Annotated in this window: 21 protein-coding genes, 1 tRNA gene and 1 pseudogene; 16 read left to right on the top strand and 7 right to left on the bottom strand. The window is 65.2% G+C overall.

Annotated elements, in window-relative coordinates; genetic code table 11:
* Positions 1-590: 590 nt before the first annotated feature.
* Positions 591-1,406, top strand: a complete 816-nt coding sequence (locus OG266_RS20175) for an alpha/beta hydrolase family protein (RefSeq protein ID WP_371547554.1) — start codon at positions 591-593, stop codon at positions 1,404-1,406.
* Here OG266_RS20175 and OG266_RS20170 read toward each other — a convergent pair.
* Positions 1,403-2,461, bottom strand: coding sequence for an XRE family transcriptional regulator (locus OG266_RS20170; protein WP_371547551.1), 1,059 nt, complete (start codon positions 2,459-2,461; stop codon positions 1,403-1,405). The genes OG266_RS20175 and OG266_RS20170 overlap by 4 nt on opposite strands.
* Before the next feature lie 1,281 nt (positions 2,462-3,742).
* Here OG266_RS20170 and OG266_RS20165 point away from each other — a divergent pair.
* On the top strand, positions 3,743-4,978 hold the full coding sequence (locus OG266_RS20165; RefSeq protein WP_371547548.1) for a helix-turn-helix domain-containing protein: 1,236 nt from the start codon (positions 3,743-3,745) through the stop codon (positions 4,976-4,978).
* Positions 4,960-5,538 carry a flavoprotein gene (locus tag OG266_RS20160; protein WP_371547546.1) on the top strand — a complete coding sequence of 193 codons (579 nt, stop codon included), beginning with the start codon at positions 4,960-4,962 and terminating at the stop codon, positions 5,536-5,538. The genes OG266_RS20165 and OG266_RS20160 overlap by 19 nt, the downstream gene beginning before the upstream one ends.
* Before the next feature lie 216 nt (positions 5,539-5,754).
* On the opposite strand, the gene OG266_RS20155 is transcribed toward OG266_RS20160, so the two are convergent.
* Positions 5,755-6,150 carry a GntR family transcriptional regulator gene (locus OG266_RS20155; RefSeq protein WP_371547544.1) on the bottom strand — a complete coding sequence of 132 codons (396 nt, stop codon included), beginning with the start codon at positions 6,148-6,150 and terminating at the stop codon, positions 5,755-5,757.
* A 443-nt stretch (positions 6,151-6,593) separates the two neighbouring features.
* Between OG266_RS20155 and OG266_RS20150 the strand changes: the two genes are divergently transcribed.
* The 13 genes from OG266_RS20150 to OG266_RS20090 all read left to right on the top strand — a co-directional run bounded on the left by OG266_RS20150 (position 6,594) and on the right by OG266_RS20090 (position 17,265).
* On the top strand, positions 6,594-6,881 hold the full coding sequence (locus OG266_RS20150) for a hypothetical protein (protein ID WP_371547541.1): 288 nt from the start codon (positions 6,594-6,596) through the stop codon (positions 6,879-6,881).
* 5 nt (positions 6,882-6,886) lie between these two features.
* Positions 6,887-7,480: a hypothetical protein gene (locus OG266_RS20145; protein WP_371552875.1), complete on the top strand. Its 594-nt coding sequence runs from the start codon at positions 6,887-6,889 to the stop codon at positions 7,478-7,480.
* Positions 7,477-8,472, top strand: a complete 996-nt coding sequence (locus OG266_RS20140; protein WP_371547539.1) for a DUF2637 domain-containing protein — start codon at positions 7,477-7,479, stop codon at positions 8,470-8,472. Before OG266_RS20145 ends, OG266_RS20140 begins: the two co-directional genes overlap by 4 nt.
* Positions 8,472-8,855, top strand: coding sequence for an RRQRL motif-containing zinc-binding protein (locus tag OG266_RS20135; RefSeq protein ID WP_371547537.1), 384 nt, complete (start codon positions 8,472-8,474; stop codon positions 8,853-8,855). The genes OG266_RS20140 and OG266_RS20135 overlap by 1 nt, the downstream gene beginning before the upstream one ends.
* A gap of 435 nt (positions 8,856-9,290) precedes the next feature.
* Positions 9,291-11,333 carry a cell division protein FtsK gene (locus OG266_RS20130; RefSeq protein ID WP_371547536.1) on the top strand — a complete coding sequence of 681 codons (2,043 nt, stop codon included), beginning with the start codon at positions 9,291-9,293 and terminating at the stop codon, positions 11,331-11,333.
* Between the two features lie 141 nt (positions 11,334-11,474).
* Complete coding sequence (locus OG266_RS20125; protein WP_371547534.1) at positions 11,475-11,756, top strand: hypothetical protein; 282 nt, start codon at positions 11,475-11,477, stop codon at positions 11,754-11,756.
* A gap of 3 nt (positions 11,757-11,759) precedes the next feature.
* Positions 11,760-11,948, top strand: coding sequence for a hypothetical protein (locus OG266_RS20120; RefSeq protein WP_371547531.1), 189 nt, complete (start codon positions 11,760-11,762; stop codon positions 11,946-11,948).
* Between the two features lie 10 nt (positions 11,949-11,958).
* Positions 11,959-12,561 carry a hypothetical protein gene (locus tag OG266_RS20115; protein ID WP_371547529.1) on the top strand — a complete coding sequence of 201 codons (603 nt, stop codon included), beginning with the start codon at positions 11,959-11,961 and terminating at the stop codon, positions 12,559-12,561.
* Between the two features lie 158 nt (positions 12,562-12,719).
* Positions 12,720-13,616: a bifunctional DNA primase/polymerase gene (locus OG266_RS20110; protein ID WP_371547526.1), complete on the top strand. Its 897-nt coding sequence runs from the start codon at positions 12,720-12,722 to the stop codon at positions 13,614-13,616.
* A complete protein-coding gene (locus tag OG266_RS20105; protein WP_371547524.1) occupies positions 13,613-13,966 on the top strand; it encodes a hypothetical protein in 354 nt (117 codons plus the stop codon). The genes OG266_RS20110 and OG266_RS20105 overlap by 4 nt, the downstream gene beginning before the upstream one ends.
* Positions 13,963-15,129, top strand: a complete 1,167-nt coding sequence (locus OG266_RS20100; protein ID WP_371547522.1) for a DUF3631 domain-containing protein — start codon at positions 13,963-13,965, stop codon at positions 15,127-15,129. Before OG266_RS20105 ends, OG266_RS20100 begins: the two co-directional genes overlap by 4 nt.
* Before the next feature lie 231 nt (positions 15,130-15,360).
* Positions 15,361-15,681, top strand: a complete 321-nt coding sequence (locus OG266_RS20095) for a helix-turn-helix domain-containing protein (protein ID WP_371547520.1) — start codon at positions 15,361-15,363, stop codon at positions 15,679-15,681.
* A 69-nt stretch (positions 15,682-15,750) separates the two neighbouring features.
* On the top strand, positions 15,751-17,265 hold the full coding sequence (locus OG266_RS20090; RefSeq protein WP_371547517.1) for a LacI family DNA-binding transcriptional regulator: 1,515 nt from the start codon (positions 15,751-15,753) through the stop codon (positions 17,263-17,265).
* A gap of 240 nt (positions 17,266-17,505) precedes the next feature.
* On the opposite strand, the gene OG266_RS20085 is transcribed toward OG266_RS20090, so the two are convergent.
* From OG266_RS20085 to OG266_RS20065, 5 genes and pseudogenes are all read right to left on the bottom strand, one after another.
* Positions 17,506-18,093, bottom strand: a complete 588-nt coding sequence (locus tag OG266_RS20085) for a HEPN domain-containing protein (RefSeq protein WP_371547515.1) — start codon at positions 18,091-18,093, stop codon at positions 17,506-17,508.
* A gap of 7 nt (positions 18,094-18,100) precedes the next feature.
* Positions 18,101-19,228, bottom strand: a complete 1,128-nt coding sequence (locus OG266_RS20080; protein WP_371547513.1) for a ParA family protein — start codon at positions 19,226-19,228, stop codon at positions 18,101-18,103.
* Positions 19,229-19,766: 538 nt separating this feature from the next.
* Positions 19,767-19,840: transfer RNA gene (locus OG266_RS20075), tRNA-Pro, on the bottom strand.
* Between the two features lie 33 nt (positions 19,841-19,873).
* Positions 19,874-20,669 (bottom strand): annotated as a pseudogene (locus OG266_RS20070) (Pr6Pr family membrane protein).
* 64 nt (positions 20,670-20,733) lie between these two features.
* Entirely contained in the window at positions 20,734-21,660 is a 927-nt protein-coding gene (locus OG266_RS20065) for a metallophosphoesterase (protein ID WP_371547510.1), read from the bottom strand.
* Between the last annotated feature and the right edge of the window lie 40 nt (positions 21,661-21,700).

Genomic DNA, 21,700 nt, shown 5'->3' with positions numbered 1-21,700 from the left:
CTCACACCCCCCCGGAGATGCCCCCGGAAAACACATCAGGCCCGGTTCCCGTCTCCGGAAACCAGGCCTGACCTGGTGCTAAAGCTGTCGGGGTGGCGGGATTTGAACCCACGACCTCTTCGTCCCGAATAAGGTCCGGGCAAGATCTACACCCGATGTCCGTGGCGTCCGCGCAGCTCAGGACATTGGTCTTAGCTGGTCTGGCCCTGCGCTCGGAGGCAGCTGGGAGAAGATCTTCTCCCAGTTTTCTCCCGAGGCTTTGGACGCTAGAGCGTCTGTCAGGGCCGGTCACAAGGAGCCGTCTGGGCGCCAAGATAGAGGTTGGCATGACCGAGGGCCTGGACTGGCTGTCCCTGCGTAACCCCCACCGCACCCGGCTCTAACCGGAGCGCGAAAAAACGGCCACCCGTCCGAATCTGGGTGCGCTACCAGGGCCGGACACGCGACGGTGCATCGCTGGATCCGTCGCGCGAAGGGAGTGCAAGTACGCGCTACCGGGCATGCTGGTTGGAGTTAAGCCGACTACATCTGGATCTGGTTGGCCCCGTCGATCCGCGAACAATGGCGCTTTATAGTAAGGAGTTCAGGTCATGTCAACAGGCGTGGAAGTCTCATTCGACAGCTTGGATGGTCTCCAACTCCAGGGAACCATGCTCATGCCAGATGAAATCCTTGGAAGCCCCACAGTGCTAGTCCATGGCGGGGGAGTAAATCGAGACGAGGGAGGGTTCTTTACTCGATTGGCCATTGCGCTTAAATCTTCCGGTATGCCTTGTCTGCGATTCGATTTCCGTGGGCATGGTGAGAGCCAGGGTGATCAGGAGAGTTTAACCCTCCTGGGAGTATCTAACGATATCCGCACTGCTGTAGACTACTTGATTTCCGTGACCGGGAAAGAGAAGGTGAACATCATCGGTGCGAGTTTTAGTGGTGGCATCTGTGCGTTTTATGCCGCACATTTTCCGGATTCGGTCCAGCGGCTCGTTCTCTTCAACCCACTAATGGACTACAAGAAGCGCTTCATTGACGATAAGCCATACTGGAATAATGGATATATCGACGCGGAAAAAGCGGAAGAATTGCGAAGGCAAGGGGCGATCGAGCATTCGCCCACGTTCAAGCTCGGACGCCCGTTGCTGAATGAGGTTTTCTATGTAAAGCCAAAGAATGAACTCCCCTCGATTCAGGCGCCTACATTGATCGTTCATGGTACGAAAGACACCTTCATCCCCATCCAGTCGTCTCGTGAAGTGCTAGATAATTTCGGCGGCGGCGCGCGACTTATCGAGATTGACGGGGCGCAACATGGGTTTGCTGTGCATGACGACCCTAAATATCTGAATCCCCAGACTCAGGCATGGCAAAGTCGTGTAATCCGCGACGTGGTGGAATGGCTGAAAGACTAGCCGTAGAAATGGTTCAATAACTCCCTTACGCTGTCTCGATCTTTCCAGCGATAAAGCTGCTTGACGAGTCTATAAACCTCCTCGCCTGTGCGAGCCGAGTAAGTTTCGCGCGCCAAAGAGAGCGCTTGTATCCCCATATGGGCGGCTGCATCGGGAGCTCCCGACCTCGCCAACGCACCACTCTGAAGTGCCAGAAAATAGCCGTAATCCCGGTGAGACATGTTTTCGGGTGATAGGTATCTGTCAAATAGATCCAAACATGCGTCGAGTTGCCCAGATTCCCTATAGCTGAGTGCAACTTGAAGGCTAAATAGCGCCTTGTTATAGTGTGCGCTGATCCCACTCTGCTCGCTTTCCTGGAGTAGCAACTCGCGGGCTTGGCTCAGCTTTGCAGCGATGGTCGTGGGTTTTGCGCCGGTCATTGCTAGAGCGCGAGCCTCTTGCTGCACGGCCTCAGCCTGCACCCGGAGGGGGAGATTCCATGGTCCCTCTTGGACCGCTTGCGCCATTGTCAGCATGTGCAATGCATCGCGCTCATCCCAAGCGGCCTGGCTTTTCTTGAGCAAGACGTAGCCTTGCATGGAAAAATCGCTTGCTTCTTGAGCAAATTCCAAAGCCCGGTCTCGCCAGTAGGTTGCTTGTACAGGCAACGCCAAGTCGCGATAGAGCCATGCGGCGAACTCGGAACTTTCGGCGGCGACCCTGAGTAGGCTCCGACGGAAAGCGGGCTTAACCTGCCTGATCAGTTCATCAAGAGAAGCGATCTGCCCCATGATGGCCGGAACGATGCTCTTAGGCCCTTCGGCTCCGTCATTTGCTGCACAATACTGGAGCTGGCGCTGGAAGTGCTGAGCGACCTGATCATCTGCATATCGCCTAGCGTTATTTAGAGCCGCCACGACATGCCTGAGTTCATCCATGCCAATTACTGGTGAAGAAAATGCTACCAGTCCATGCCTTAGGAATGTGCGGCGAAGCACTTCGCTCATACCTTCCAGGTCGCTGATAGGTGATGTGTAGGAGATGCGATTCGTATCGTCTCTCTGCTCCTCCATCTGGGGTAAAGAAAACCATAGCAGATGGTGTGGAACTTTGAGCTGCTGTGCCCACTGCGCAAGTCGAGTCAAATCATTTACGGGAGGGCCCGTTTCGATGCGACTCAATTGAGATTGAGTTAGATGGAACCACTCTGCTGCAACTGATTGCGGTATGGCCTTACCGTGGAAGTGGTGAGTCCGGAATGCTCGCAATATGTGCCCTATGTGATGTGATTCCAGTGCCTCCCTCATGTCTGAGGAATTCCAAAAATCTGGTGGGACATCCGGAGTCTCCCCGTTGGCTTGACGTAAAATGCGCGAACAGCTAGAGCAGAAGACTCCTTTATTGTCTCGTGCAAGTCGAGCCCGACACTTATGGCACGTGCGCACTGCTGGAGACCGACTCACGATGTGCTCCATTGAATAAGATCGGCAGATGATATCGGATTGGCCGCGAAGAAGTATGCACATCATGCATAGATTCATGCGGTAATGCATATGGGGTATCGGTAACTGGCATCAGGCTGGTTACATGTTCTTCCATCACAGCCAGGACAGAGATAATTCACGGTCGCAGGATCAGAGGCCGTTCGCCAGCTCTGGTCGCTTCCCACCGAGCGTTGTTGCTGCGCTCATCGTGACTGGTGGACTGATTGCAGCAGCTCTGCTTCTCGGAGTGGCTCTAGTTGCACAAGCTCTCCTGAGTGGGTCGATAACAGGGGCGGTGTTCATTTGGCTCCTGAAGCAGGCATTTGGAGGAGATGACCATAAGCGCGGGTAGCAGCCCACCAGGACAACTGTCCAAGTCTTGGCAGCTACTCAGAATAGGGTTTCTCGCGAACATGCATGCTGGAAACTGTTAGCCCAAGTCATCGGTGACAGCTTCAGTGCCAAGGCGGATCACGCCTGTCGAAACTCCGGTGCGGCGCAGGATGGCGCTCTGGGGGGATGTGCGCGCGTAGCCCAAAAACCTCGTCGATGGAGGGGCCGTAGCTCAACGACGCCTTCGTTCCGAACGCGGTCAGTCACTGACCTGCTCGTTCGGCTCCGGCATCGTCCATTACCGTCCGGGACCGTCTTCGTGGGGCTGCCTCGTTTGGCCCCCTCGGAGGACCCGGAGACGGACATACTCTCACGCGAAATCACGAGATCAGAGACCCGGACACAGTGTCTGGGTCTCTTTGCTTTGGGGCCGTCACGCTCGTACTGGTTCCGATGGTGAGCAAGGCGAACTACCCGCCTCACCACCGGCTCTGTACGGTGAAACCGGCCCCCACAACCAGCAGGAGGCAGCACGCAATGCGTGGTCTCGGAGATCACCTCAGCATCGGCGAGCGGATCGCGTTCTACCGCAAGCGTCGCGGCTACACGCAAGAAGTTCTGGCTGGACTGGTCGGCTACAGCACTGACTGGTTGGCCAAGATCGAAACTGGGCGCCGGAAGCCGCCCCGTATCGACATGCTCGCGGAGCTGTCGCGCATCCTGCGCGTGCCGCTCGGGGACTTGCTTGGTCAGACAATGCTCATGGAGGACGAGAGGGAACACGACGACGTTCCGGCCGTGCGCGATGCGCTCATGAGCCCGCGGCGGCTGTCTCGCTTGCTCTTCGGCCCTGAGGTGGAGGTGCAGCTCCCGACACCCGCCCCCGTGGCCGTGCGTGTGGAGCACGCGTGGAACGACTATCAGGGAGGTCGACTCGGCAGCGTCGTCGCGGCGCTGCCGGCGCTTCTGCAGACTGCACAGGAGTTGGAGGAGCGAGCGGCGCGCCGTGGCGAGGATCGTAGCGACTGCTGGGCGGTGTCGGCTCGTACGCACCACCTCGCGGCGACGACGCTCGCGAAGATCGGCGAGTCCGACATCTCATGGCTCGCCGCCGAGCGCGCGATGCGTGCCGCGGACGAGTCGGATGACCCTCTCGTGTTGGCGTCGGCCGCACGTTCTGGCACTCACGCCTTGCTGGCCAACGGCCGGTATGACGACGCGCTGGAGCTGGGCAACACGGCCGCGGCATGGCTGTCGTCTCGGGTGAGTGACAACGACCCGGCGGCACTGAGCCTGCTGGGGATGATTCACCTGCGCGCCGCTGTGGCGGCAGCACGTCACCAGGACCGACCCACCGCAACAGGCCTGTTGGACCGAGCCGAGGAACTCGCTGACGACCTGGGGTCAGATGAGAACTACTGGCAAACGGGCTTCGGACCCACGAACGTGTTGCTTCACCGGTTGTCCGTTGAGCTGGACCTCGACAACGTGTCGTACGTCGTGGAAAACGGGCGGATCAACGTGGACCACATGCCGCAGGAGCGCAGCGTGTCGCACCGAATCGACTTCGCGCGCGCCCTGTCGCTCGCCGGACAAGGCGATGAGGCGTTCGCGGAGCTGCGAACCGCTGAGCGCACATCGCCGCAGCTCGTACGCAACAATCCCAGGGTGCGCGAGACCCTGCGGGACCTCATCAAGCGGTCACCGGTCACTGGCGGCTCGCGTTCGTCCGAGGTGTTCGTGATGGCTCAACGGTGCAGGGCGGTGCAGTGAGTTCAGGCAAGCGTGGGGTGCTCGGAGTCGTAGGGTCCGCGGCTGGAGGTCTAGAGGCGCTGCGCAGCGGTCTGGTTGAGCCCGCGATGGAGCGGGGATGGCAGGTGGCCGTCACGCTGACGCCGACCGCTGGTCAGTGGCTGCGGATGAGCGGCGAGGTTGAGCGGCTGCAGAAGCTGACTGGCCTCCCCGTGCGCGATGAGCCGCGGTTGCCCGGCGACGTTCGACCGCATCCCCCGGTTGACTGCTACGTGGTCGCCCCTGCGTCCGCCAACATGGTGGCCAAGCTCGCGACAGGCCTGATGGACAACCAGGCACTGACGCAGGTGGGCGAGGCTATCGGCACCCTCGATTTGCCCGTCGTCGTCTTCCCGCGGGTGAACGCGGCGCATGCTCGCCACCCTGCATGGCAGCGCCATATCGACACTCTCAGGGCGGGAGGCGTGCACGTCGTCGATGGGCCGGACGTGTGGCCGCTGTACGAGCCGAGGGAAGCGCCGGCGGGGCGCGAACTCCCATGGGCCGCAGTGCTGGACGCAGTTGACGAAGCCACTAGATGACGAGTCGTCAACCATCCTGACCTGCAAGGAAAGAGGACCCGGACACTCTGTCCGGGTCCTCTGCCGTTCCCGGCCACATGCTCATTGGCATGTCAGGGATCACTGAGCGAAGCGGCGAACTGGAAAGCATGACTCCCGCTGAACTCGCTTTGCTCAAAGCGAGTTTGAGTGAAGCGCGCGTCAAGGTCGAACGACTGCTGAGGCGCGCGGACGAACTCACGGCTTCGGTGGAGTCTCGCTTCCCACAAGCCGCTCAAGCCGATCTAGCCGCTCGCCGAGCAGGTGGAGGGCGTCATGGATCGTGCTGAGCTCTGTCGCCAAGGCGGTGAATGCTGGGCTGCTACCCGGCTCGGTACCGAGGGGAAGGGAAGGATCGCGGACGAACGTCCCGCGACCCTGCTGAGTGAGAACCAACCCCTCGTCGCGGAGCTGCCCGAACGCGCTCTGAACAGTCATGAGTTGCACGCCAAGTTCCTTGGCGAGCTTGCGAGCTGCCGGGAGCTGGCTGCCCGGCTCGTACTCGCGGTCGGGGCCCGTGATCTTCTCGCGGTACTCCGCCGCAATCTCTTTGGCCGTGGGCGTCTGCTTGGGCGCTTCGGGGCTCTGGTCCATGGCTTCGAGAGTAGCCGGACCTAGGTCAATCTCTGATCCTTCAGCGGATCCCCTTGACAGTCAGATTGACCTAGGTCAATCTTAGGTCACGCCGGCACGCGAGGCCCGGAAGGGCTTCACCGGCTGTGTTCGCAAGTGCTTGACCTGCACGAATCGGTTCGGGATTGCCCGGCAGGAAGGCGGCTTTGGCCGCACGCCGCGGGCCCCTTATCGGCTGTTCCTTGAGAACTCAACAGTGGATCAATTCATTGGCTCAGCCGCCGTTCGCGCCGCTGAGCTGCAATGCCGCCCCGGTATCCAGCCGCGAGGGCGCGGGGTCGACTCCCGCCCGGGGCACTTACCCGCGCCGCGCTCGCGGCCTGGGGTTCTTCCGGGGCAGTCGCCGTCTCTCGAAAAGCCTGCGTCTGCCCCGGCTCCGTGTCCCTCCCACTTCAGGAGCCTTCATGCGTACGTACATCGGCCGTCAACAGGCCATCTCCCCCGAGGACTTCGCGGAACTCGCGCTCGGCACCCCCATTGAGCTGTGGCTCGGGGTCGAGGGCGAGACCGAGGAAGAGCGCGCGGCCCGCGAGGACGCGGCGCGCGACATCCTCACCGACATCCCCAACCTGCCCGATGACCTGATCCGCATCGCCGCGCAGGTCATCGAGGAGAACCCGGACCTGTTCGACGTCATCCCGCTGACCCGCACCAGCCGCCGGCGCGTGGCCCGCAGGGGGGTGGCGGCGTGAAGACCATGGCCCCCACGTCCGAGGAACTGGCCGACCACACCGGCAAGCCGCGCGCCGCAATCCATATGTCCCTCAGCTACGAACAGACGCGGCTGGGCATGGCCTTCCACGAGGCAGGTCACGCGGTGCTGGCCCTGTCCTACGGCATGCACGTCGTGACCAGCGAGGTCATCTCCTGGAACACCGACGACGACGGCGGTTGGGCGGTCACCGGCAGCACCGACCTCCGGGCAGAGAACACCTCGCCCTGGCACTTCGCCGCGCAGTGCGCGGCCGGAACCCTCGCGCAAGTCCAGTACCTCATGATCCACGGCCTGTGGACCCCCGAGCGTGCCGCCGCCTGCGCGGCCGTCCATGACCGCGAGTTGGCCGTCGACGCCCTCGCGCAGGCCGGTTACCGGCTCGGCCGCGACCACACCCCCGAGGGCGGCAAGTCCTGGGGCATGGTGCGCGGGATGGCCCGCCGCAAGGTCGCCTACCGGTGGTGGGAGATCCGCAACGTCGCGTACGCCATGAACGAGCGCGGCGTGCTCACCGGCGATGAGATCGCCGCCCTGACCGGTCTGGGCAACCCGCCGTTTCAGGGGGGTGCGGCATGACTGCCACGACCCCCGCCCCCGAGGCGCCCGTGTCCGGGGTGCCGCCGCTGACCCGCCCGGAAATGGGGCTCGCCGGTATCGGCGCACTCGCCGCGGCAGGAGTCGGCGCACTCGGTCTGATCTCCTCCTTCGACGCCGTGTCCGAGGCCGCTGCCACCTGGGGCTTCAGCTCCCCGTGGATGCTCCCTGTCGGTATCGACGTGTCCATCCCGGTGTTCACCGTCGCCAACCTGCTGTTGATCCGGATGGACATGGCGCTCGCCTGGGTGCGGTTCGTGCCCTGGATCCTCACCCTGATCACCTGCGGACTGAACGTCGCGGCCGGACACTCCCTGTCGGCCAAGGTCGCGCACGGCACCATGCCGCTGCTGTGGGTGGTGTTCTCCGAGATCGGCGCGCACATCTACGCCGTACGGATCGGCGCCGCGACCGGCCGCCGCATGGAAAAGATCCGGTTCTCCCGCTGGCTGCTCGCGTTCCCCTCTACCTTCGCGCTGTGGCGCCGCATGACGCTGTGGGAGGTCACCTCCTACTCTGAGGCACTGAGGCGGGAGCGGGAACGGCAGTTGGCCCGCGCGGAGCTGCGGCAGCGGTTCGGCTGGAAGTGGCGCTCGAAGACGCCGCGGCGCGAGCGCGTGATGCTGCGCATGGGCGAACTCGCCCCCGCCACAGAGCAGGGCACGCCCGTGCCGCCCCCGGTGGCCAAGCCGCCGGCCGATCCGGCCGACCTCAAGCCGCGCCCGCCCCGCCGGACCCCGTCCAAGGCCAAGGGCACGGCGCAGCGCACCTTCGAGGAGCTGCTCGCCGAGGCTCGCGCGGCCACCGCGGGCTGGACGGACGCCGAGCTGAACGCGGAGGCCATCCGCACCTCGGTTCACTGCTCGGCCGCCAACGCCCGCAAGCTCCGCGACCAGTTGAAGACCGAGCGCGCCGACGGCCGCCCGCTGCACTCTGTGGACACCGCCGAGGCTGAGACAGCGGACGCGGCCTGATGCCCGCCGTCTTCGGCAAGTGCTACGACCCGACCGGCGCGCTCCATGGGATCCCCACCTACCCGTGGCGCCTGGCCCCCGACGACCTCGCCACCCGCCGTCAGCTCCGCGCCAAGGGCCTGCGTCCGGGCGGTCAGCCGATCGCGGCACAGGTGATGCGGATCAACCGGCGGCGCGGCAACGTCCGCGTCGCCTACCTCTACCGCCTCGACCTGGCCAAGCCGGTCCGGCCGATGACGTCGCGCAAGTGGGGTGCGCTCGCGTTGGCGATGCTCGCCCGCCGCACTTGCCCCCGCTGCCTGCTTGATGTCGGGTACTGCATCCCGCGCTCGTACGGCATCTGCGGTCTGTGCATCAATGCCGAGGAACAGCGCGCCGCTTGACCGGCTACAGCCAGTCCAGGAAGCGGCCGACGGCTGACACTCCGCGGTACTTCACACGGTGCGCGCGGCTACAGAAACGCCGTCGACGCCACCGCCCCGGCTGCGGAACCGGCTCCTGGCACCACTTGCACGGCCGCGTCCGGATCTCTGGCTCCCCGTCCATGTCCGCACAGTAACGCCCCTCAGCGGGGTCCGTCCGCTCACCTCCTACAGCGACGGCCGGACCCCGCCCTGTCCTCCTCTTGGAAGGAACCACCTCAGTGAACCAGCCTGACGACAACGAACTGTTCAACCGGCTCGAAGCCGAGATGGCCGACGACTCCGGCGCGGAGGTAGTCGACCTCGACAAGGCCCGATCCGCCCGCGGCGGGTCGGCCGACCCGACCGCCCCCGCGTCGCCCGACTCCCGCCCGACCGAGTCGGCCGACTTGGATGATGAGGTGTCGCCCGACTCGGTCGCCCGACTCGGTCGCCCGACCGGTCGACCGGCCCGACCTTCCCTCGCCCGGCATCACCACGTACAAGCGTCGGCCGATCCTGCCGACGTGGCTGACCTCGAAGCCGGGGTTCGTGGCCACCACGCAGCGGGCCACCGCCAACGCCTTCTACGCCACCGCCTTCCACGGCATCCGCACCCCCTGGTACGCGTTGCAGCTCACGCTGAACGCGCCGCGCGGCACGGCCCGCCTGGTGAAGGACACCAACCGGTGGGTGTGGGATGCCGAGGGCGCCCCGCTGCGCGCCTACGAGGTCTACAAGGAGAACACCGCCGAATACCTCAAGCTGTCCCGGCAGCGGGACAGCCGCGTGAGGCTGCGCGTGCTGGTCACCACCGTGGCGCTCATCTTCGGCAGTGCATTCGCGCTGACCATGTACGTCATGGCACCCGGCTGGCTCGCGGTCCTGGCCTCAGCCGCGGTCCTGGTCGCCGGATTCTGGGGAGCCCCCCAGGACCACCCCGTGATCGGGCCCGCGGTGCTGAAGACGGAGATCCAGAAGCTCACCGGTCCGATCGTGCTGCGTGCACTGGACAACATCGGCAACGCGAAGCTGTCGGCCGCCCTCAAGAAGGGCGGCGACATGAACGGCATGCGCTTCACCAGCGAGATCACCCGCGACGGCCCCGGCTACCGCGCCGACCTTGACCTTCCCTGGGGCGTCACCCCGGAGGACATCATGGAGGCCCGCAAGCCGCTGGCCTCCGGGCTGCGTCGCAAGGTGGGCTGTGTGTGGCCGTCGGCCGACCCGACCGAGCATGAGGGTCGGCTGATCCTGTGGGTGGGCGACAAGCCCATGAACGAGACGACCAAGCCCGCGTGGCCGCTGTTGAAGTCGGGCACCGTGGACCTGTTCAAGCCGGTCGTGTTCGGCAACGACCAGCGCATGGGCGACGTCGCCGTCACTCTGATGTTCGCCTCGGTCGTCGTCGGCTCCGTCCCGCGCATGGGAAAGACGTTCCTGATGCGGCTGTTCCTGCTCATCGCCGCGTTGGATCCGCGCGCGGCGCTGTATGCGTTCGACTTCAAGGGGACTGGCGACTTCGGCGCTCTGGAGCCGGTCTGCCACCGCTACCGGGCGGGTGACGAGGATGAAGACATCCTCTATGTCCTCGATTCGCTGCGGGAGCTGCGGGCGGAACTGCGCAGGCGGGCGAAGGTCATCAAGTCGCTGCCGCGTTCGCGCTGCCCGGAGTCGAAGGTGACTCCGGAGCTGGCGAACGACAAGTCGCTCGGTCTGCACCCGATCGTGGCCGGGTTCGATGAGTGCCAAGTGCCCTTCGAGCACGAGAAGTACGGCGCGGAGATCGAAGAGATCGCCACCGACTTGGGCAAGCGCGGTCCCGCGTTGGGGATGACGATGCTGTTCGGCACGCAGCGGCCGGACGCCAAGTCGCTTCCCACCGGCATCTCCGCCAACGCGGTGCTGCGGTTCTGCCTGAAGGTGATGGGCCAGCCTGCCAACGACATGGTCCTCGGTACCTCGATGTACAAGGCCGGGTACCGGGCAACGATGTTCTCCCGTACCGACCGCGGCATTTGCTGGATGGCAGGTGAGGGCGACGACCCCCGCATCGTCGCGTCCGCGTTCGTCGACGCGGTCGGCGCCGAACAAGTCGTTGTCCGGGCCCGGAAGATGCGCGAGGCCTACGGCAACGTCACCGGTCACGCGATTGGTCAGGAACCCGAGAGCGGTGAGCCCGCGTTCGACCTGCTCGCGGACATCCTCAAGGTCGTGGCGGCCGATGAGGACAAGGTGTGGAACGAGAAGGTCGCCGCCCGCCTCGCCACCCTGCGCCCGGAGGTCTACGGCGGGTGGAAGGCCGAAACAGTCACCTCGAACCTGCGCCCGCACGGCGTCACGGCGCAGGACGTGTGGGGCACCACCGACAAGGGCAAGGGCACCACCCGTCGCGGCATCGCCCGCGCCGACATCACCACAGCCGTCACCCAGCGTGACGGAAAGCGGTCCGGCGACTGACCGCGCACCGCTGCTAGGTCTAGCACCCCACGGTGCTAGACCTAGCAGCCCCGCTAGCACCCCAAATCGGCTCTGATCAGCAACCTCGCACCTAGCACCCGACCTGCGAGAACGCCGGAAACCCTGCCTGGAAGGCATCCCATGACCCTCCTTCTCCTTGCTTGCACCTGCCTACTCACCGTCACTCTCGGTTACGTGAGTCTGTGTGCGTCGAGCCCGTACGGCGACTGCCGCAAGTGCCGCGGCTTCGGCTTCGCGATGAAGACCGACCGCAAGGGCCGCCTCAAGCGCGGCAAGCCGTGCCGCCGCTGCAAGGGCCACGGCAAGCGGATACGCGTCGGCCGCCACCTCTACAACCTGTGGCTGCACGTCTACCGCGACGGCAGCCACGCCCCCGCCAAGACACCTACCGCGAAGGGATAACCGATGGCCGTCACCGTCTCCCTGGTCGCTCTGTTCGGCCTGGTCCTGTTCTTCCTGCTGCGCTCCAAGTCCCTCGGCTACGGCGCCGCGTTCATCGCGACCGGCTTCGGGTTCTTCCTCGCCTCCACGGGAGCGGCCGGGCCCATCAACGAACTCGCCGTCGCCGTCATCGACGCCATCCAGCAACTGTGAGGAGCAGGCCGTGAACGAACAGATCGTGGCGCGCCACTGGCTCGCCCACATCACCCCCAAGGCCGCACCCGCTGTGGCGACGTCGACCGTGCTGATCCTGGCGCGGATCTGGAACGCCAACGGCGCCGAACACTCCGTCGGCAACGCCGTGTTGATGACCGCGCTCTCGCTCGCTGCCGCGGCGGCCGGCGCCTGCGCGAGCGTCGGCCGCGCGGGGGACCCCGTGATCGCGGGTACCGCGTTCGCCGCGTCCGGTGCGCTCGCGTTCGCGGGCGTCGCCGGATACGCCGACGGCCTGCCGCTGCCCTTGCTGCTGTGGTCGGTCGCCACCGCGGGCGCCTACGGACTCGCTGCCCGCTACTGGCGCACCGACCGCCGCGACCGCGTCACCTACGAGCGGCACGTGAGCGACCGCCGCGAGGAACGCGCCCACATCGAACGTGTCGAAACCATCCGCGGCACCACCCAAGTGGAGGTGGCCCGTACCGGCGCCGCCTACGCCGAGTCCCTCGCGCAGGCACTCACCGCCCGCGCGATGCTGCCCGGCTTCGACCCCAAGGCCCTGGAATCCGCGGGGCTTCCGGAACTGCCCGAACGCCGCGACGCGGCCTAGCTATGCCCGAGGCGGGCGCCGTCTCTCGAAAGCCTGCGCCCGCCCCGGTTCTCCGTGTCCCTCTCAGAACAGGAGACATCCAGCATGACCCAACGGACGTCATTCGGCGAGGGCCGACCGGCCCATGCCACCCCATCGAGCGCGTCGGAGGTGACGGCATGAACCGGCACCTCCTCTACGCCGCGCTGGACGCGGCAGAGCACGGCTGGGCCGTGCTCCCGCTGCGCCCTGGTGACAAGCCCCCAGCTCTGCACGGTGAAGGCGTCTGCCCCGGCCTCGGGGACTGCGCGGCCGGTCACCGCAAGTGGGAAGAGCGCGCCACCATCGACCCGGACCGCATCCGCCGTGCATGGGGCAGCCTGCTGTTCAACGTCGGCATTGCGACCGGCCCGTCCGGGCTGGTCGTCGTCGACCTCGACATGCCCAAACACAAGACCAACAGCAGTGCGGACACGCCTGACGGCGTGACGACCTTCACGGCGCTCTGCGAGCGCGCCGGACAGGCCATCCCCACCACCCGCACGGTGCGGACCGCGAGCGGCGGGTTCCACCTGTACTTCACCACCCCACCCGGCATCCGGCTCGGCAACACCGCGGGACGGCTCGGCAAGCACATCGACACCCGAGCCTGGGGAGGCTACGTCGTCGCCCCCGGCAGCATCACCCGCACGGGCACGTACGCGGTCGTCGACAACACGGCGCCCGTGCCGCTGCCGGACTGGCTGTACGCGCTTCCGACGCCCCGTCAGGCTTCGCGGGCACTAACGGCCGTGCCGTCCTCGGCTCGCGCGTCCAGTTACGCCACAGCGGGCTTCAACGCGGAAACCGCGTCGGTGCGGGCGGCTCCGGAGGGCGAGCGCAACGCCACGCTTCTGCGGGCGGCGCGAGCGTTGGGGCGGTTCATCGCGTGGGGCGACCTTCCGCGATCGGTGGTGGAGGACGCTCTTCAGTCGGCGGGGGAGTGCATCGGACTGCCGCCGTCTCAGTGCCGCTCCACCATCCGCAGCGGTCTGGACTGGTCCGTTGCCCGCAACCAGCGGCGGAGGACGGCATGAGCACCCCTCCCCGCTCCCCACTGAAGAGCCTCCCTTCCACTCCCTCCGGTCCGCGCGCCGCCGTACAAGCCGATCCCGGTCCGGCTGTGGGCGAGTCGAAGGGCGGCGCCGAAGGCGTCATTTCGGCTCTTCGTTCTGACCCGCAGCAGGGCGACGGCCGGTACCCGGTCGCGTGGCTGTACATCTGTGCACCGCGCGGCGCCGTGCCCACCGCCACCTCGAAATGCCTGTGCGGCTGGGACCGCAGCGCCGTCGGCAAAGCCCGCGTGCTCGCTCTGATCGACGACCACACCGCCCACCGCGACGCATGCCCGCTCCGCACCACCCAGGAAGGGAGGGCCGCGGCATGACCACCAAACCGCCGGCACACCCCACCGACGGCTCGGCCCTGCTCGATGAGGTCGAAGCCTTCCACCGACGCTTCAACGTCTTCCCCCTCGAAGCCGCCTACGTCGCCGTCACGCTGTGGAACGCACACGCCCACCTGCTCGACAGCTTCGACGCCACCCCCCGCATCGCATTCCTCTCGCCGGAACCCGGATCGGGGAAGTCACGGGCCCTGGAGATCATCGAAACCCTGGTGCCCAAGCCGCTCGTTGCGGCCAACGCATCCGCCTCGGTGCTCTTCCGCGCCGTGTCCACCCTGGAGACCCGCCCCACGATCCTCTTCGACGAAGTGGACACCGTGTTCGGGCCCAAGGCCGGAGACAACGAACCCCTCCGCGGCTTCCTGAACGCCGGACACCGCCGCGGAGTGGGCATGTGGCGCTGCGTCGGAGACGGAGCCAATCAGCAGGTACAGGAATTCCCCTCGTACTGCGCGGTCGCGATGGCGGGACTCGGTTCACTGCCGGACACGATCCTCACCCGCTCCGTCATCATCCGCATGCGCCGCCGCGCACGGAACGAGTACGTGGAGCCCTACCGGCAGCGCATCCACGAGAAGGAAGGCAACGCGCTGCGCGACCGGCTCTCCAACTGGGCCGAATCCGTACGCCACTTGGTCGACGGGGTGTTTCCCACGCTGCCACCGGAGGTCACCGACCGGCCCGCGGACGTCTGGGAACCCCTGCTCGCAGTGGCGGACGCTGCCGGGGGCGAGTGGCCGGAGCGGGCCCGCACCGCGTGCGTGGAACTGGTCAACGCGGCCAAGGTCGGGGACAAGGGCAGCATCGGAATCCGGCTGCTCACCGACCTGCGCGATGCCGTGTTCAACGGCATCGACCGCCTGCCCACCGTCGCCGTCCTGGACCGCCTCCACAGCCTCGAAGAGGCACCGTGGGCGGACATGAGCGGCAAGCCCCTCGATGCCCGCGGCCTGGCGCGGATGCTGCGCGAGTACATGACCGCCGACAACACCCCGGTCACGGCGCGGAACATCAAGACCGGCGGCAGCGTGATGAAGGGCTACTACGCCGCGGACTTGCACGACGCGTGGGAGCGGTACTGCCCCCCACCCCCTGAGAGTCCGCTACTTCCGCTACCTCCGCTACCGAGCAGGTCAGAGGCCTAGAAAAGGTAGCGGCAAGCCCGGATTCATCCGCTACCCGCGCTACCCCATCCGCTACCGGTCCCGCGACACCACCCGGGGCCGGTAGCGGACTTATCCGCTACCGCCACCTCTATCCGCTACTTCGATCATGCCCCTGACCAGGGCGGTAGCGGAGGTAGCGGAAGTAGCGGACCTGACAGGAAGGGGGGCGCGCTCCCTCTTCCTGCCCGCTCAACTTCACGAAGAGGAGCCATGACCTCGGGTCAGAAGAACCACCGCCTTCCCCCGACGTACTCGCCCGCCGAAATCGCTGAGGCGCTCGACTGCTCGGAGTGGTGGGTGAAGGAACAGGCGAGGCGGCGCCGTATCCCGTTCATCCGGGGTGGCAGCGGCTACCGCTTCACCGCGGACCATGTGGAGGAGATCTTCCGCATTCTTGAGGAACGCCCCGACCAGACGAACACGCAGGAGAACAGGGCCACTTCCACTCGCCGACGCACATACGCCTCCCCGGGAGCACCTGTAGTGCAGCTCCGGGCACGGCGCCCGCGGCGAGCCCGGAACGCAGCCTGACGAACAAGAAGACCGCGTTGGGGGGAGTCGAACTACGGCTCCCTCCAACGCATTTCGCTGAGAGGGAGCATGGGGTTCGTGGAGGACCGCGGCGCGTATTGGCGTGGCCGCTACAAGATCTCAACAGGCAAGTACGGAACCGTTGTTGACGACAACGGGGACACAATCCGCTTCCGCACGAAGCGCGAAGCCAAGCAAGCAGCCGATGCGGAGGAAGCGAAGGTCCGTTCAGGCAGATGGAAGGACCCAGCGTCCGGACAGATCACATTCGGCGAGTACGCCTCACGCTGGTACGCGGCGCAAGACCTTGCCGCATCAACGATGCAGAACTACCGGCGCCACCTCGAAGAGCATCTACTCCCGGAGTTCGAGGAGCGCCCGCTCGCATCAATCCAGCGCGCGGACGTCGACGTCTGGGACAAGAAGGAAAGGGCCCTGTACGCCGTATCGAGCGTGAAGACGTGGCGCGGCACCCTCCACCTGGTCCTGGAAGACGCGGTGGACGAAGAACTCATCAGCTCCAACCCGGCAACCAAACGCCGTGGCAGGGGCAAGCGCGCCGGCCGCTCGCGTGACCGCGGACCGGAAAAGGTGGTCACCGATCCACTCGGCATCCTTCTCATCGCCGAACGCGCCTCGCTCCTCTCCGGGCGCGACGACGAGTTCGTCGCCATCGTCACCAAGGGCTACACAGGTATGCGCTGGGCCGAAATCGTGGGGCTGGAGACCGAGTTCCTTCGTCCCGCAGCCGTGCGCGTGGAATGGCAGCTCTACGAACTCGACTCGGGAGAGTTCGAGCGCTGCCCTCCCAAAGACGACAGCTACCGCACCATCGACGCCCCCGCCTGGCTCCCTCGCCTCTGGGCCGGACACATAGCTCGCACCCAACCGAGCCCCTGCCCGTGCCACGGGAAGACGTACATGTTCCGTGGGCAGGGAGTCTCCCGGACGGGGGAGACCGGAGCGAAGGTGGTGGACGTTGCGAGACGCGCGGGCGTCTCCACGGGCACCGTGTCCAACGTCCTAAACCGGCCCGACGCGGTAGCCGAGTCAACCAAAGCCCGAGTGCGCGAAGCCATCGACGCACTCGGCTTCACCCGCGGCGGGGGCGCCGTCGACCAGGCCGCGCACTGGAGGCGGAACGGGTTCGCCACGTGGCTCTTCACGCCCGCTGCCTCTGGCTGGTACCCGAAGAAGGCTCCGCAGGAGGCGCGCCCCGTGCCCGTGCTCGCCGATCCCTGGCCCGGTGTGCCGGCGCGGGGGAGAGGAGCGCAAGCGCGGGCCGATGCGTGCTGGGCGCCGATTGCGAAGGGGCTGACTCCTCACGGGCTGCGGCACACGCACAAGACGCGAATGGAGGGGTTCCGCACGCCACCGAAGCTGATGGATGAGCGGATGGGGCACATCGACGGATCGGTGCAGGCGCGCTACTCGCACATCACTCGGCAGATGCGCGAGGACCTGATGGCGGCTCTCACCACTGAGTGGGAGGCAGCGCTCGATGCGCGACTGGCGATGTGCCCGACGTCTCCGGTGGCTGTGCTTAACGACCTTTTGCGTGCGCGTCTGAGAATGCGTCAGTAGGCGTCGTCTGGCAGAGAGATTCTAAGGTCCTCTCCCGGATTCCACCCAGGAGGGATCCACACAGAAAGCCGAGCACGTACTCACGTGAGCACGTGCTCGGCTGACCTGGTGTTGCACCTGTCGGGGCGGCGGGATCTGGATCCACGATCCCTTCGTCCCGAAGCAACTCGGCTGGGCACTCGACGTTGGGCTGGTGCGTATCTCATCTGCTGCGATGGCCTCTTGTCTGCGTGCCAGGCATTAGGCCCAATGCGTCCCGAGCCCCTCAACCACAGCTTTGATGCATTTTCTGCAATCTTGCGAGTGTGATACCGAAATATGTCTCAGTGCGACATCGACGGGATCCCAGTCCCCTTCATGAGCGATCTGGTTCCGTCGGTCAACCTGAAGTGTGAGTGCATTCCGCAACCGGGACTCTCGCGCTCCCGTGGCGATTCCGATATCTGTCCATACGGTGCTCGATTGAGACCCGCTGGCATCAATGGCCTCGTCGATTTTCTCCGGAGAGACAAGCGTCTTGAAGGAGAGTTTATATCTAATGAGGCTTGCCGTGGTCGGGGTTTGCAGGTCAGAGGGGGAGACTCTGAGGTAGCTCGCAATTTTCGGTACGGCAGCGGAAGTATTGGCCAGGCGATCCAGATATATTTCAACGGACTTTTCGTGAACGAAGGCGTCCAGGGACGACACCGCTAGCAGGACGCAGGCTCGAAAGATGGACTCCGCGGATTCGGCACTGCCCGTTTCTGCTTGCGATGTCGCAACGGCTTCAAGATCCTCCACTTTACTGTTGAGCAGTACGAAGAGGGAATCGGCATCCTGAATTGTCATTTCAGTGCTACCCCTGTGCCGCCGCAATCTTTACGATCTTGTCCGCGATATCTCGAAAAATTACTCGAAGGCTTTCGATCTGCCGCAGGGAACCCTGAAGTACGACTCCCGCTTGATTTAGCTGGTCAGGTGTCAACGCAAAGACCGGTACGCGATGGTCTTGAGACTTCGGCAACAGGCTGTTGAATTCCTGAATCTTTCCTAGTACGAGGTCCTCAGACATTCCAGCTTCAGAATAGACGCTCTTTGGGAGGAGGAGGCCGGAAGAGTTAAGTGCGGGAACGAAGGTGTCGCGAAGCGCGTCAGAAACCTTATCGATCCATTGCTGGAATGGGCCCGTGGGGTCGCCATAAGGGTTGTCTTGTGTGGGAGCCCTATAAAGGCGATACCTCTGGATCACTGCCCCCGCGTACCGTAGCTTTGGGGCCGGGAAGGCGTAGGTGGCAGTCCTCAGAACCTCGTTATCGCTGGCGGAGATCGCCCACCTATTCCACCGCGGTAGAACCCGTGCCAGAGAGCGGAGAGCCATAATGGAGAAGAAGTCGGGCGAGGTGGGTACAAATAGCAGGTCGCTGGAGCAGACGATATTTTGGTTGAGAGCCCCAAGGCTGGGGCTCATGTCGACCAAAACGTAGTCGATGTCAAGGGCTTCAGCGGTCTGATGAATTAGATAGTGGAAAGCGCCTGGAATATTCTTCAAAGCGACAAGGGACCCCGAGAGTTCCTGGGCAATACTCAAAGAAACTTCATACTCCCCAAGCTGAAGATGTCCGGGGAGAATGTAGAGGCCGGGTCGCTCCGGAATTTCGATACAGTCGACTGGTTCTAGAAGGCGCGGTTCGGATTCAAACGCTGGCTTCAATGCGCCATAGAGCGTCTTCTCGGTGTTATGTTCGAAGAAATCGTCTTTTTCTACCTGAGTCGCAGAGAATCGCTCGCTTTGGGCGTCATCCGAGATGTCAGGCTGAGGGGGTTCAACCATGCCGAGTGCGACACCAGTGAGATTGCTTTGCGGGTCCGCGTCAACCATGATTACGCGTTTCCCGAGTTCTGCGAGCATCCAACCCAAGTTAAAGGTCGTCGTGGTCTTACTGACCCCGCCCTTGTGGTTAAAGATGGAAATAATCTTCGTCATCGATTCGGATTCCCCCCGCGAGTCGACATGGATGCAAAAATAGAGGATCGCGAGACTCTCGAAAAGAGCTACATGTAGATCCTGGGCGGCTAGCGTAGCTCCTCCACTGCATTGTGGCACTGGAATCGCAGACTCTCCTGTGGCCGTAGATCCGCTAGTCCGCGGTGCACTCATCCGTGCCGACCGTCCCAGCCGCAGCGGGTTCTCCCACCTGTCGGCGCGCGCCCAGGTCGTGTGCGGACCTTGATGGGGAGGGAGGTTTCTACCGCTCCGCCAGTTGGTGTGCGCCATTGCGGCGCCGCGCTGAGGCCCCTGCGGGTGCACATTGGGTGCGTCGACGAACCTTCGTTGGCCAGTTGGCCATGTACCCCATCGTTTCCGACGGTTGTTCGCGCGAGCTGTTGCATGAGCGTCGTTGGGCGACGTCTGGGAGAGGGAGTCCAAGATCTTCTCCCAGATTTCTCCCAAGAGACCCCCGGAAACCACTCAGGGACCCGACCCGCTAAGCGGATCAGGCCCCTGACCTGGTACTTCACTGTCGGGGTGGCGGGATTTGAACCCACGACCTCTTCGTCCCGAACGAAGCGCGCTGCCAAGCTGCGCTACACCCCGATTGTCGCTGCCTTGGCGGCGACGTCGTTTACTTTAGCCCACCGGTGGCCGGAGACGAAATCCGGTTTTCGGGGCGTCTGACGCGGCGGCGGACCGGGTCGGGGCGGATGTGGTCGAGGGCGACGAGGAGGAGGGCGAGGGCGTAGAAGGCGAGGCCGAGGAGGAGTGCGTTGGCGAGGACGCCGGGGTAGCCGTGCTGGTCGACGTCCACGAAGGGGTAGAGGTAGCGCGCCGGGGTGCCCGGCGACATCATCGCGCCGCGGGCCAGGGAGAAGGTCAGGTACGCGAGGGGATAGAGGAGCCAGGTCGCCGCGTGGCGGAAGGCCAGCGGGGCGGGGCGGGTGAGCAGGAGCCAGTCGGCCGCGGCCGCGATCGGTACCACCGTGTGGAGGAGGTTGTTGGCCACCGCCTGCCAGCCGGTGGGCGGGGCGACGTCCCCCGTCATGGAGAAGACGCCGGACTGGTTCGCCAGGATCAGGTGGTAGACCAGGCCCGTGATCGAGATGTAGAGCAGGGTGCCGCCCGTCACCGCACCGGGCAGTGGCCGGCGGGCCGCCCACGCCCGCCGGGCCGAGGCGGCGAAGACCACCGCCACGAGCAGGCTGCTCTGGATCGTGAAGTAGCTGAGCACGCGGGCCGGGCTGCCCAGGGTCAGGTCGATGGCCACGCCCGCCGCCGCCGCGAGGGCCACGAGGATGCGGAAGGCCGCCGCCGGCCGACGGCGCGAGGGGGCCACCACAGCCGTCGCGGGGACGATGGAGGGAGGTGGCGCGGGCATACCCGGTATCGCGGGGAGGTCGGGTATGTCCTTGGGTATCGGGGCGATCATGGCCCCACGCTAGGACGGATCGACAAATCGGGCGATACGGGTCACCCGCGTGGGTTACGGCCCACTACCCCCGCGCCACCAACGTCAACAACGAAGCCTCGGGCGGGCAAGCGAACCGCACCGGCGTGTACCGGCTGGCCCCACATCCCGCCGACACGTGCATGTACGACGTCCGCCCCTCCGCCGTATGCGTGGACAGGCCCTTCACTCGGTCCGTGTCCAGGTCGCAGTTGGTGACGAAGGCGCCGTAGAAGGGGAGGCAGATCTGGCCGCCGTGGGTGTGGCCGGCCAGTATCAGCGGGTAGCCGTCCGCGGCGAACGCGTCGAGCGCGCGCAGGTACGGGGCGTGGACCACGCCCATCGAGAAGTCGGCCGACTCCGAGGGGCCGCCGGCCACGCGGGCGTACCGGTCCCGCTTGATGTGGGGGTCGTCGAGGCCGGTCAGCTCCACGGAGGCGCCCTCGATCTTCAGCTCACCGCGGGTGTTCGTCAGATTCAGCCAGCCCGCCGTGTCGAAGCCGTCGCGCAGCTCCTCCCACGGGTTGTGGACGGCGCCGACGACTGGCTTGTTGCCGTTCAGACCGTGCTTGCCCTGGGCCTTCTCGAACAAGTACCGGGCGGGGTTGCGGAGTGTGGGGCCGTAGTAGTCGTTCGACCCGAAGACGTACGCCCCCGGGAACTCCATCAGCGGACCCAGCGCGTCCAGCACCTCGGGCACGCCCTCCGGGTCGGAGAGGTTGTCCCCGGTGTTGATGACGAAGTCGGGGCGCAGGCCGGCCAGCGAGCGCAGCCAGCGCTGCTTCTTGCGCTGGCCTCTCACCATGTGGATGTCGGAGAGCTGGAGAACGCGCAACGGCCGCATGCCGGGCGGCAGCACCGGCACCGTCACCCGTCGCAGCCGGAAGGAACGGGCCTCGAAACCCGCCGCGTACAACAGACCGGCGGCGCCGACCGCCGTGATTCCCAGGGGTACTCCGTATCGCGCGCGCATACGCCCATCGTGTCAGACCCCGGCAACTCGCCGTGCCCGC

This window comes from Streptomyces sp. NBC_00554 (genome assembly GCF_041431135.1).
Lineage (GTDB): Bacteria > Actinomycetota > Actinomycetes > Streptomycetales > Streptomycetaceae > Streptomyces.
The sequence above is the reverse complement of the archived record's forward strand: the minus strand, read 5'-3'. Positions and strand labels throughout refer to the sequence as shown.